This window comes from Roseimaritima sediminicola, from assembly GCF_009618275.1.
Lineage (GTDB): Bacteria > Planctomycetota > Planctomycetia > Pirellulales > Pirellulaceae > Roseimaritima > Roseimaritima sediminicola.
Map to the genome: position 1 here is coordinate 15,380 of NZ_WIAD01000038.1, position 12,369 is coordinate 27,748.

General features: G+C 62.8%; 8 protein-coding genes and 1 pseudogene. 1 reads left to right on the forward strand and 8 read right to left on the reverse strand.

From position 1 onward, the window contains the following. The first annotated feature begins 6 nt into the window (after positions 1–6). On the forward strand, positions 7–1,407 hold the full coding sequence (locus tag GE027_RS16545) for a DUF1501 domain-containing protein (RefSeq protein ID WP_153558352.1): 1,401 nt from the start codon (positions 7–9) through the stop codon (positions 1,405–1,407). A gap of 231 nt (positions 1,408–1,638) precedes the next feature. Here GE027_RS16545 and GE027_RS16550 read toward each other — a convergent pair whose 3' ends face one another. The 8 genes and pseudogenes from GE027_RS16550 to katG form a co-directional block, all read right to left on the reverse strand. After that, complete coding sequence (locus tag GE027_RS16550; protein ID WP_153558326.1) at positions 1,639–3,258, reverse strand: aldehyde dehydrogenase (NADP(+)); 1,620 nt, start codon at positions 3,256–3,258, stop codon at positions 1,639–1,641. 48 nt (positions 3,259–3,306) lie between these two features. Further along, positions 3,307–3,459: pseudogene (locus tag GE027_RS23680) on the reverse strand (L-serine ammonia-lyase, iron-sulfur-dependent, subunit alpha); the annotation flags it as partial. Continuing rightward, positions 3,399–3,596 carry a serine dehydratase beta chain gene (locus tag GE027_RS16560; protein ID WP_153558327.1) on the reverse strand — a complete coding sequence of 66 codons (198 nt, stop codon included), beginning with the start codon at positions 3,594–3,596 and terminating at the stop codon, positions 3,399–3,401. The gene GE027_RS16560 and the pseudogene GE027_RS23680, both read right to left, overlap by 61 nt. Positions 3,597–3,627: 31 nt before the next feature. Further along, on the reverse strand, positions 3,628–4,635 hold the full coding sequence (locus GE027_RS16565) for a proline racemase family protein (RefSeq protein WP_237607592.1): 1,008 nt from the start codon (positions 4,633–4,635) through the stop codon (positions 3,628–3,630). Further along, positions 4,635–5,579: a dihydrodipicolinate synthase family protein gene (locus tag GE027_RS16570; protein ID WP_153558328.1), complete on the reverse strand. Its 945-nt coding sequence runs from the start codon at positions 5,577–5,579 to the stop codon at positions 4,635–4,637. Before GE027_RS16570 ends, GE027_RS16565 begins: the two co-directional genes overlap by 1 nt. A 279-nt stretch (positions 5,580–5,858) precedes the next feature. Next, positions 5,859–8,165, reverse strand: a complete 2,307-nt coding sequence (locus tag GE027_RS16575) for a glycoside hydrolase family 2 protein (protein ID WP_153558329.1) — start codon at positions 8,163–8,165, stop codon at positions 5,859–5,861. A gap of 54 nt (positions 8,166–8,219) precedes the next feature. Beyond that, the gene (locus GE027_RS16580; protein WP_153558330.1) at positions 8,220–9,728 is read right to left on the reverse strand and encodes a sulfatase; all 1,509 of its coding nucleotides are present in this window, start codon (positions 9,726–9,728) and stop codon (positions 8,220–8,222) included. Positions 9,729–9,831: 103 nt separating this feature from the next. Next, entirely contained in the window at positions 9,832–12,177 is a 2,346-nt protein-coding gene (gene katG / locus GE027_RS16585; RefSeq protein ID WP_153558331.1) for a catalase/peroxidase HPI, read from the reverse strand. Positions 12,178–12,369: the final 192 nt, after the last annotated feature.

Below are 12,369 nucleotides of genomic sequence, written 5' to 3' on the forward strand. Positions count from 1 at the left end.
CGGGAGATGCTGGCTCGCTGTGCGGGCGGATTCGGTGCGGTGGCGTTGGCGGCATTGCGGTCGGACCCGCTGTTTGCCGGCGTCGAGACACCGGTCGCCGGTTACGCCGGTCATGGTCCGCATCATCGGGTACGGGCCAAGAACGTGATCTTTCTGTACATGGACGGCGGTCCTTCGCAGGTCGATACCTTTGACCCCAAACCGATGCTGGACCGTTTCAACGGCAAAGATCCCGGCCAGCTGTTCGACATGGAACCGACGCAGTTCAACAACACCGGTTCGGTGTTGGCCAGTCCGTGGAAATTCAAGCAGTACGGCGAGTCGGGGCTTCCGGTCAGTGATCTGTTTCCGCATGTGGGACAGTGCGCCGACGAGTTGGCCGTCGTGCGGTCGATGACGTCGGAGTTTCCCGAGCACACCTTCGCCAATTATTTTCTGCACACCGGCAGCGGTTTGCAGGGGCGTCCCAGCATGGGGGCTTGGGTGAATTATGGCCTGGGCAGCGAATCGCAGAACCTGCCCGGTTTCGTGGTCATCAACGGTGGATTAATTCCGCCCGGCGGCTTGGATTGTTTCGGCAGCGGCTTCCTGCCGGCCAGCTACCAGGGTTCCATTTTCAAACCGTCCGGCACGGGCGTGGCCAACATCCAGCCCATCGATGCCGACCCCCAGTTACAGCGGCAGAAACTGGACCTGATCAGCCAGTTGGATGCCGAAGCGACGCCGGCGTTCGGAGAGCACGACAGTTTGGAATCGGCCATCCGCAACTACGAATTGGCCTATTCGATGCAGATGGCCGTGCCCGACGTGATGTCGCTGGAATCGGAGCCGGAGCATATCCGCAGTTTGTACGGGCTGGATGCCAAGTACGAACCGACGCGTATCTACGGTGCCCAGTGTCTGCTCGCGCGACGGATGATCGAACAGGGCGTCCGCTTTGTCGAACTGACGTGCCCCAATGTGGGAGCGGATCGCTGGGACCAACATTCGAACCTGAAAAAGGGACACGAGGACAACGCTCGTGCGGTCGATCAACCCATCGCCGGGTTGCTCAAAGACCTGCGGCAACGCGGGCTGCTGGACGAAACGCTGGTCGTCTGGGCCGGAGAATTCGGCCGCACGCCGTTCGCGCAAGGCAAGAACGGTCGCGACCACAACCAGTATGGCTTTACCGTCTGGCTGGCCGGTGGCGGCGTCAAAGCCGGCACGGTGTACGGAGCGACCGACGAGTGGGGGTATAAGGCGGTCGAGAACCGTGCCGAAATGCACGATCTGCACGCCACCATGTTGCATCTGATGGGCGTCGACCACACGCGTTCGACGTTCCGGTTCAGCGGTCGCGACATGCGCTTGACCGACGTCCACGGACACGTCATCGAAGGCATCCTGCAAGACGACCCGGCGTAGCCGTTCGTCAACATTAGATCTGCCAGTCCGCCCGTAGCTGAAGTCGCCAGACTTTGGACCCGCGGCTCGCGAGCCTAACCCAGCCGAACGCGCGAGCGTCGGGTCTCGCGGCGGAAAACGTTGCGGCGGCGGTTCGCAGGTCCGCACCCTAAACGGTGGCTCACGGTTGCCGCGGCGGAGAACCTCGTGGCTAGGAGACCCGCGGCTCGCGCCGTCGGCTGGGGGGGCGGTTCAGGTGCGGGTCAATGTTCCATCGACCAGACGCATCAACCCGTGCGGGTTGGTTTCCTGTAGGGCTTCGGGCAACGCGGCATCGGGAAAGTCCTGGAAGCAGATCGGGCGGACGAACCGTTTGATGGCGGCCGGGCCGATCGAGGTAAAATGCGAATGGGTCGTCGCCGGATAGGGACCGCCGTGATGGATTGCATGACACACCTCCACGCCCGTGGGAAACCCGTTCACGACCAAGCGGCCGGCCTTGCGACGCAGCGCGGCCACCAGCGGACGGTGGTCGCTTAGATCTGCTTCGGTGCCGTGCAGGGTCGCACTCAACTGGCCGTCGAACCACGCGGCGGCTTGCTCCAGTTGCGACAAACTTTCGCAGCGGATGATCATCGAGAAGGGGCCAAAGATCTCGCGACGCAGTTGCGCTTCGCGACGGACGGTCTCGAAGTCCGCGACGCCGATCAGAACCTGTGGCGGATCGGCGGGGCCCGCCGGCAGCGCCGCGTCGGATTCCATGAAATTCTGGGCATCCGTCTCCGGAGCAAGAAACTCAATGCCGTCCAGTTGACGGATCTGGGCGACGTTGTGAGAAAACGCCGCCGCGATCCCGGCGTGCAGGAAGTTGCCCGGCAGAACGGAACCGAGTGCTCGTCGCACCGCATCGATCAACTGACTCGCCGCTTCGCCCGGAGGCAGCAGCAGCACGGCCGGTTTGGTGCACAACTGGCCGCAGCCCATCGAAACCGAAGCGACGTAAGCCTCGGCGATCGCTTCACCGCGTTGCTGCAGCGCCTGTGGTAAGACGAAAACCGGATTGATGCTTTCGGTTTCTGCGTAGACGGGAATGGGATTTGGACGTCCGGCCGCGATGTCGAACAGGGCGCGACCGCCGGCCTGCGATCCGGTAAAAGCGACCGCGGCGGTCGCCGGATGTTCCACCAAGGCCTGACCTACCTCGTGCGAACGTCCCTGCAGCAGCGAAAACACCCCGGCCGGCAAGCCGCTGGCCTGGACAGCCCGGGCGGCGATTCCTGCCAACAACTCGCACGTCCCGGGATGCGCCGGGTGCCCCTTGACCACGACCGGACAGCCGGCCGCCAGCGCGGTCGTCGTGTCGGTGCCGATCACCGAGATCGCCAGCGGAAAGTTGCTGGCGCCCATCACCACCACCGGTCCGATGCCGGTTAACATGCTGCGCACGTCCGGTTTGGGCTGCGGATGGCGGGTTGGATCACCGTGATCGATTTTGGCGTCCACCCAGCTGCCTTCGCGCAGCATCGCCGCAATCAAGCGGGTTTGGTACACGGTGCGAGCGCGTTCGGCCGTCAAACGCGGCATGGGCAGGGCCGTCTCCTCGTGGCAATACTGCAGCAACTCGTCGCCGCTCTGCTCCAGTCCATCGGCGATTTTCTCGAGCAGCCGGGCGCGGGTTTCCGGCGACGATTCGACCAACACCGGATACGCTTTATCAGCCAGTTCCAGGGCCCGGCCTACTTCGTCGCGAGTCGCATCAACGAACTCGGTCGGCAAGGTCAGTTGCGTAGTAGGATCGAACGCCTGGAACGGTTCGTCGCCCTTTCGCGATCGCTGCGATCCGATCAGATGGTGTCCATGCAAGGGAAACAAAAGGTCCTCCTGGGATGCAAGACTTTCCGGCGCGGCGGATCCGCACGACTAACACTCAATAAAGTTAACGGCCAGGCCACCCTGCGAGGTTTCCTTGTACCGAGACGACATGTCCGCACCGGTGCGACGTATCACGGGGATCACCCGATCGAGCGAAACGAAGTGTTGACCATCGCCACGTAGCGGTGTGCGGCTCGCATCGGGCCGACCGAATGCGAACTGGAGGGGTCGATGCCGATTTTGAACAGATCAAACACACCCACGTAACTTTCGTCGGCGGTTTGGTTGGCGATCATTTGCTCGGCGTCTGACATCCTTGATGGTCCTTTCGCTTCCATTGAGTGGAAAAATGCCTGCGGCTCAATCAGCTCAGCAACGCACCCCACAGCGGAATGGATCTTCCGGTTGTTGTACCAGAAACCCTTCGCCACTGATAAAAGCTTGCCCCGTGATCCGGGGAATGACAACCGGTACGCCCTGCTCGTCCAGTGTGGTCGGAACATTGATGACGCTGGCCGGGTCCGTCCAATCGACCAAGTGGTAACTGGCGGCAAAGCGGCTGCCGATAATGCTTTCCTGGACCCAGGTTTCGCCCGGCCCAAGTTTACCATCGGCGGCCAGGCAGGCGATTTTCGCACTCGTTCCCGTACCGCAGGGCGAACGATCGTAAGCACCACCCGGACAGAGCACAAAATTGCGGCTGTTCGCTACGCCGGTCGTCGCCGGTGCAAAGAACTCGATATGATCGATCTCGATCCCGCCTCGGCCGGTCACGCCTTCGGCCGCGAGCGCGCGGCGGACCCGCCAAGCCGCGTCGGTCAGGGCGGCGATGTTGGTGCGGACCACTTCGACCGGGCTGTCCTGAACCAAGAAGAACCAGTTGCCACCCCAGGCGACGTCGCCGGTAACCGGTCCTAGCTCCTCGACGTTGACCGTGACGTCGCTTCGCCAGCGGTAACTGGGCACGTTTTCGATCGTCACTTCGTTGGCGGACTGGAGTGTCACTTCGATGGGACCGACGGGCGTTTCCAGTTTCACGCGGCCCAGCGGGACGCGGCCAAGGTAATGCAACGACACGGCAACGCCGATAGCGCCGTGGCCGCACATCCCCAAGTAACCGGTGTTGTTAAAAAAGATTACGCCGGCCGCACAGTGGGGGTCCGTCGACTCGCACAGCAACGCCCCGACGATCGCGTCCCAGCCCCGTGGCTCGTTGACCACGGTCTGCCGCAAATCGTCCGCCGTCTCGCGCAGCCGAATCAGTCGCTGGGCCAGCGAACCCGATCCCAGGTCCGGTCCGCCGTCGACGACCAGCCGCGTCGGTTCGCCGCCGGTGTGCGAATCGACGATGTGAATTCCCGCGGTCGGCGTAGGCATCAGGCTTTCCCGGGCCACGCGTCCCACCACTTGCGAAACATCCGCCACTGGGCTTCCAAAAACGCCTTCTGCGAATCGCTCAGGCGGTCGCTGGCGTTGAAGTGATGTTCGTATTCCGGATGGCCTTCCAGGACCATCAAGTGTTTGTAGTACAGCACCAGGTCGGGACCTTCGTCGTACTTCGACAACACGGCCAGGGCGTCGTTCAATTCGGCAGCCAAGCGTCGGGAATCCGGGCAGCCGTCGGCGGCCTTCTGACACAGCTGGACCAGCCGCAGCACCGGTCCGGGCAGGGCGTTGCCCACGCCGGTGATCGCGCCCACGGCTCCGCAGTTCACGATTCCGTGGTAGACCTGGGTATCGACGCCGGCCATCAAAGCCAGTTCCGGATTGCCGCTGGTGATATGTTCGGCCGCGTAGGTCAATGCCTCGGCGCCGCCGAACTCTTTGAACCCGACCAGGCTGGGAAAGTCGCGACGCAGTTCAAAGAACAGATCGGCTTTGGTTTCGAAGCCATAGTAAGGGCTGTTGTAGATCACCGCGGGAATCTCGCCACCCGCTTCGAGGATGGCCACGAAATGAGCGCGCTGGGCGGGCGTGGAAATGCCCCGGGACAGCACTCGCGGGATGACCATCAACCCGGCCGCGCCAACCTGGCGAGCATGCGCGGCATGGGCGACCGCCAGGGACGTGTTCTGAGCACCGGTGCCGACGACGACCGGCACGTCCGCCTCGACCAACCGCCGCACGCCGTCCTGACGCTGGGCGTCGGACAGCAGCGGCCAATCGCCCATCGAACCACAGTAGACCACGCCCCGCATGCCCAAATCAATCAACTCGCGACCCTTGGCGACCAAGGCGTCGAAGTTGGGATTGCCACGGGCGTCGCAGGGCGTCATCAGCGCGGGGATACAGCCTTCGAAAATCGTTGCGTCAGCGGACACGAGCGGAACTCCAGCCAAGGGCGGGACAGGCAATCACGGGGCGTTAAAGCAGCTAGAGTATAGCGTGATCGGAGCGATAGAATACAACGTTTTCTCCCCTCTCCCCCGCGGCGCCGCGAGCGTCAGCGAGTGAAGCAGTGGTGGGAGAGGGGCCGGGGGTGAGGGGGCTCCGGTGCAACGGGGTGACTGTTTGCGTGCGATTTCCAAACCGCACACCGCATCGAAATACGGAAGGGGGCGTGCTGCTCTGCAATCCCCCTAACCCCAAACCCGCTCGCACTACTCGGCAAACAACCGCTGGTGCAGGGTCGCCAGTTCTTTGGCGGGAATCTTGATTACCTTGCGATCGTAGGTCATCAGGCCGTTGATCTCGCCTTCGACGTCCGTGGTCTGGGTGTACACGCCGGCCGCGATGCCGCGCGACTGCAGCTCGTGGATCATCTCCAGCGATTGCACGTACCGCTGTTTGTACTCGGCCTCGGTTTGCGGCAGGTCGCCATACCCCCAATTGCGGCGATCCGCATCCCACAGGTGTTCGCGGACCGGGTAGCCGTGGCCGCCGAATTCGCCAATGACCTTGATGTAGTCATCGAAGCGGCCATTGTGGTTCAGGTCGAAGGGGAATCCGGGATGCGGGTACTGGTGGTGGTCGACGATGTCGCCGACCGGCCAAAAATTCCCGCCGCTGGCAATGTTGACCAGCCGCGACGGATCCCGCTGCTCGGTCCATTTGCCAACTTCGACCGTTTGATGCTGTCCCCAGGCTTCGTTAAACGGCACCCAGACGACGATCGAAGGGTGGCTTTCCAGGTGGTGGATCATCTCTTCCAGTTCCGCCATGAACTGTTCGTGTTGTTCCGCTGGCCACACAGCGTCGACCGGATTCGGACGCAGCCGCGTCCACTCGGGCCAACCCTTCTGACGGCTTTCGCCGCCGCTGACCTGGTCCTGCCAGACCATCATGCCGAGGCGGTCGCAGTGGTAGTAGTAACGACGCGGTTCGACCTTGATGTGTTTGCGAATCATGTTGAATCCGGCTTGTTTCAGCCACTGGATATCGAACAGCATGCCTTCGTCCGAGGGCGGCGTCAGCAGCCCATCAGGCCACCAGCCCTGGTCCAGCGGTCCCCAGTGAAAGATTGGCTGGCCGTTCAGAGTGAACCGCCAATGCCCGTCCGCGTCCTGGACCTTGCCGACTTCGCGGATGCCGAAGTAGCTCTGCACGGCGTCGTCGCCAACACGCAGCTGCAGGTCGTACAGGGTTGGCGAGTCGGGGCTCCACAGCTGGGGATCGGGCACACGCAGCGTCAGTTCGGTTCCGGTGCCCGTGGCGCGAACTACCTCTTCGTCACCGTGACGCACGACGGCTTGCAGTTTCAGATTCGACGCCTCGGCACCGGCTGCCTCGGCACCGGCTGCCTCGGCACCGGCCGCATCGACACGAACGTGGACCGTGCCGTCGAGCCACGTGTGGATGATCACATGCCGCGCGTGGACCTTGGGGACCTGCTCCAGCCAAACCGTCTGCCAGATGCCCGAGACCTGAGTGTACCAGATGCCGCGTGGGTTCAGCGTCTGTTTGCCCCGCAGTTGGTACTCTTCGGTATCGTCGTCGACGCGAACGATCAAGCGGTTCTCGCCCTCCTCGAGGGCGTCGGTGATATCGAAGGCAAACGGGGTGTTGCCGCCGGTGTGCGAGCCGACCGAGCGGCCGTTGACGAAGGCTTCGCAGCGGTAGTCGACCGCTTCGAAGTTCAGGATCGTCCGTTGTTCGGGCGACTTTGGCGCGGTGAACGTCCGCCGGTACCACAGGGTTTCGGTCGGATCGAGCAGCCGCTGGACGCCACCGAGCTTGGATTCCAGGCTGAACGGGACCAGGATCTGGCCATCCCAGTTCTGCGGTGCTTCCTGCTGGTCGCGCGCGGTGATGGCGTAATCCCACAAGCCGTTCAGGTTGGTCCAGTTGTCTCGCTTGAGCTGCGGACGCGGGTACTCGGTCCAGGCGTTTTCCGGCGTGACCGATTCGCCCCACTCGGTGATCAGGTCCGAGATAAAAGGACGCGTGCTGCGCTGCGGTTCGGGAAGGGCTGGCACGTTGTCGGCATCGACCAGGTGGACGTCGATGAATTGGCCGCCGCCGGTTTGACGGCAGTGCACGGCCAGGAGGTTTTCGCCGCGCCGCAGCGCCGCCCGGTCGGCATCCTCCAGCGGCACGACGATGTATTCGGTCGTGAAACCCTTCAAATTGGCGACACGTTTACCGTTCAGCCAGATCTGGGCGTCTTCGTCATGGTGGACCAACAGGGCGGGATGATCTGGAACCGCGTCGAGCGCAAAGGTTTTGCGCAGCCAGATGCTGTTGGTCGCCCAGGTCGTGCCCACGCGAGCTCCCGGCGTATCCCGAGTTCCAAAGCCGCCAGAACCCTGCTTCCATCCGGCGGCTTCGAAGCCCGGCTGTTGCCAATCGCCGCCGGGGCGGCGAAGCGTGTACTGCCACTGGTCGACGATCGACTGAGCGGATCCGGTGGCGGCCGTTATGACGAGGCTTGCCAGGGTGGCGAAAATTAAAATTGCTTGCGATTTCATGAGGCGCTCCAGAGAGGTGGGTCTGCGGGCATTTTACTTGATCATTTCGGCCGCTTATCGGCGGTCGCGAGGCAGCGGATCGGGATAGCGATCGAGGATTGTCTTCAATCGCTGTACCACCTGCGGCTGATCTGCGGCCAGATTGCGGCGTTCCAGCGGGTCGGCCTGGTAATCGTACAGCTCGTACCGAATACCTTCCTCGTCGCCGTTCCAGGGCGACCACTGGACCAGGCGATAACGCTCGGTGCGAATGGCGCGGCCCAGTTTGGCTTTCGGGTAGGCGTGGTAGGCATGGTCGCGAACCCGGGTCGTGGGATCCTTGAGGACCGGTACCAGACTGACGCCGTCGATTCCTTGCGGGACGTCGGGTTGGGGCAGTCCGGCCAGTTCCGCCAGCGTCGGATAAACGTCGACGCTCTCGGCAGGCTGCTGCGAAGAGGAACCGGAGCGAGTCACGCCAGGGGCGACCAAGAGCAACGGAATGCGGTTGGCTTGTTCGTAATTGGTGTGCTTGGTCCAGATCCCCAGATCGCCCAGATGGAAGCCGTGGTCGCCCCACAGCACGACGATGGTCTGGTCGGATAGCTGTAGCGAATCGAGTGCGTTGAGGACTTTGCCGATCTGGGCATCGACGTAACTGGTACTGGCGTAATAGCCGTGGATCAGTTGCCGCTTTAGGTCCTCGCTGAATTCGGCATCAGGGCCGGTGGGCACGGGAGCGTAGTTGCTGATTTCGCCGCCCCGTTTGCCGGCCACAGGAGGGGCTTTTTCCGGCAGGGTTTCCACTTCGGGCATCGGCAACGTAGCCGGATCGTAGAGGTCCCAGTAACGCTGCGGAACGCTGAAAGGCAGATGCGGGCGAGCGAAACCCGCGACGATGAAGAAGGGCGTGCCTTCGGCCTCGCGTCGCTGGGCGGCGGCTTCTAAGCGACGAACGGTTTCGGCGGCCACTCTTCCGTCGGCGTAATCCGTATCCTCGGCGACCGGTGATTCAAAGGCCGCTCCGCGAGGCAGGGATCGGATCTGTCCGAGTTTTTGGTTCGTAAAGTACGCCTCTTCACGAGTGAGTTTGCCGCCGTCGGTGCTGGCCGGGTCGAGGTACTCGATCACCTTGTCATGGTAGTGGGGCACCTGGAAGGATTCGGGATCACCGTGGTTGCCGTGACCGATATGAAACACTTTGCCCAGCGATTCGGTTCGGTAACCACCGTGGCGAGCAAAGTACTGTGGCAGCGTCACCGCCTCGGGGATCACTTGCCGCAGTTGGCTGCCCAGGCCGTACAGCCCGGTCGAGGTGGAGTGCGCACCGAGCATCAGCGTGAAGCGCGACGGGGCACAAACCGCTTGGTTGCAGTAGGCGCGATCGAAACGCATGCCGCGGGCGGCCAACGCATCCAGGTTCGGCGTTTGGGCCGTGGTGTCGCCGTAGCAGCCCAAGGCCGGCTTCAGGTCGTCGACCAGAATCATCAGCACATTGGGCCGCTGCGGCGCTGCGGCAGACGCGGGGCCTGCCGCAATCGCCAAGATGGCAACTAAGATCAGGCGGTGGCAAGGCATCGGCATGCTGGTTTCCCTTTGGGGTGGATACGGTGAACTTCCTCCACCATCCTACCAGCACGCCGCGCCTCGTCCATGAGATCACTCGTTGCCATCCTACGATATTTTGTCAGCCGTCGAAGCGATCCAGCGTCATCACCTTGTGCCACGCGTCGACAAAATCGTCCACGAACCGTCGCTCGCCGTCGCCCGAGGCATACACCTCGGCGATGGCTCGCAGCTGGGAATGCGACCCGAACACCAAGTCCACTCTCGAAGCCGTCCACTTCACCTGGCCGGTGTCGCGGTCGACGCCTTCGTAGAAGTGGTCGCACATCGGCGAGGGCCGCCACTGCGTCTGCATGTCCAACAGGTTCACGAAGAAGTCGTTCGACAAAGCTTCTCGCCGTTCGGTCAACACGCCCAAGTCGGGGAACTGACTGCTGACACCCAACACCCGCAGGCCACCGACCAAGGCGGTCATCTCCGGTGCCGACAGCGTCAACAAGCTGGCACGGTCGACCAACTGCTCTTCGGCTTGGCGAGGATCGTCCTTATTGAAATGATTGCGAAAGCCATCGCTCTTGGGTTCCAAGAACGCAAAGGATTCGACATCGGTCTGTTCGGCCGTCGCATCGGTCCGTCCCGGTGTAAAGGGAACGTCGACATCGTGCCCGGCGGTTGCGGCCGCCCGTTCGATCGCCGCCGCTCCGCCCAGGACGATCAAGTCCGCCAGCGAAACCCGCTTGCCGTCGCTTTGGGCGGCATTGAACTGCTGTTGGATCGCTTCCAAGCGGTCCAGCACGTGGGCCAATTGCTGCGGTTGGTTGACGGGCCAATCCTTTTGCGGTGCGAGCCGGATCCGCCCGCCGTTGGCTCCGCCACGCAGGTCACTGCCGCGGAACGTCGACGCCGAGGCCCAAGCGGTTGTCACGAGCTGGGAAACCGACAGATCGGAAGCCAAGATCCGCTGTTTCAGTTCGGCGACGTCGGCCCGATCGACCAACGGATGGTCCACCGCCGGAACCGGGTCCTGCCACAGTTGCGGTTCGGCGACCCAGGGCCCCAGCAAGCGGGCGTGGGGTCCCATGTCGCGATGCGTTAACTTGTACCAAGCCTTGGCGAAGGCCTGCTCGAATTGTTCGGGGTTCTCGTAAAACCGCCGCGAGATCTTTTCATAGGCCGGATCCATGCGCAGGGCGAGGTCGGTCGTGAACATCATCGGGGCGTGGGACTTGGTGTCGTCGTGAGCGTCCGGAACGGTCCCGGCGCCTTCGCCATTGGTGGGCTTCCACTGCCAAGCCCCCGCCGGTGACTTGGTCAATTCCCAGTCGTACTCGAACAGGTTCGCAAAGTATCCGTGGCTCCACTGGGCCGGCGTAGAAGTCCAGGCACCCTCCAGACCGCTGGTGATCGTGTCGCCAGCGTTGCCCGTGCCGTAGCTGTTCTGCCAGCCCAGTCCCTGTTGCTCGATCGCCGCGGCCTCGGGTTCCGGGCCGACGTGGCCTTCCGGAGCGGCCGCTCCGTGGGCTTTACCGAAGGTGTGTCCGCCGGCGATCAGGGCGACGGTTTCCTCATCGTTCATCGCCATCCGACCAAACGTTTCGCGGATGTCCTGGGCCGCGGCCAACGGATCGGGTTTGCCGTTCGGGCCTTCCGGGTTGACGTAGATCAACCCCATCTGCACGGCCGCCAACGGACGCTCCAGTTCGCGATCGCCGCTGTAACGCTCCGAGCCCAACCATTCATTCTCGGGACCCCAGTAGACGTCCAGCTGCGGTTCCCAGACGTCTTCGCGGCCGCCCGCAAACCCCATGGGTTCAAATCCCATCGACTCCAGCGCACAGTTGCCGGCAAAGACCATCAAGTCGGCCCAGGAGATCTTCTGACCGTACTTCTGTTTGACCGGCCAAAGCAATCGTCGAGCTTTGTCGAGGTTGGCGTTGTCGGGCCAGCTGTTCAGCGGAGCGAAACGTTGGGTGCCATCGGAAGCGCCCCCGCGACCATCGGTCACGCGGTACGTGCCAGCGCTGTGCCATGCCATCCGAATGAACAGGGGCCCGTAGTGTCCGTAATCCGCCGGCCACCAGTCCTGAGACGTGGTCATCACTTCCATCACGTCCCGCTTCAACTCCGTCAAATCGATCGTGCCGAAGGCCTCGGCATAATCGAAAGATTCGCCCAGCGGATTGCTTTGGGGCGAGTTCTGGTGCAGGACTTGGAGGTCCAACTGATTGGGCCACCATTTGTGATTGCCAGCGCGAACGTAGGGCTGGCTGTCCATCGTGGTGACCGTTTCGCCACCGTGTCCGATGACCGGACACGCCGCCGCGCCGCCGTTGCCGGAAGCATGGCCCGCCGGCGAGCTGGTCGCGCTTGCCGGGGGTTCGGCCGCCGGCGATTGGGCTCGAACCGTCGCGGTGCCGGTAAGGGCCGACGCCAGGACGCCTAAAAAGAAAGGGAATGAACAACGCATAAGTGGTTCCTCAGAGAAAGCAGACGAAGAAGGAAGAGCGGGCTGTTCCCGCCGTTTCTGTTCCCATTATCGGAGCTGACTGCTATGATTCCAGTGCATTGTTTTGATTGTTTCTATGCGTTGCGTGCATGCTTGCGTGGCGTCGAAACGCAGCGAACGTGGGGGCGAGCGTACGAGGACCGGGAGACAAAG

Excerpts from the sequence above, each read along its gene's own strand:
- GE027_RS16545 (WP_153558352.1), top strand. The coding sequence starts at position 7 with ATGCTGGCTCGCTGTGCGGGCGGATTCGGTGCGGTGGCGTTGGCGGCA.
- GE027_RS16560 (WP_153558327.1), bottom strand. The coding sequence starts at position 3,596 with ATGGAAGCGAAAGGACCATCAAGGATGTCAGACGCCGAGCAAATGATC.
- GE027_RS16580 (WP_153558330.1), bottom strand. The coding sequence starts at position 9,728 with ATGCCGATGCCTTGCCACCGCCTGATCTTAGTTGCCATCTTGGCGATT.
- GE027_RS16565 (WP_237607592.1), bottom strand. The coding sequence starts at position 4,635 with ATGCCTACGCCGACCGCGGGAATTCACATCGTCGATTCGCACACCGGC.
- GE027_RS16575 (WP_153558329.1), bottom strand. The coding sequence starts at position 8,165 with ATGAAATCGCAAGCAATTTTAATTTTCGCCACCCTGGCAAGCCTCGTC.
- katG (WP_153558331.1), bottom strand. The coding sequence starts at position 12,177 with ATGCGTTGTTCATTCCCTTTCTTTTTAGGCGTCCTGGCGTCGGCCCTT.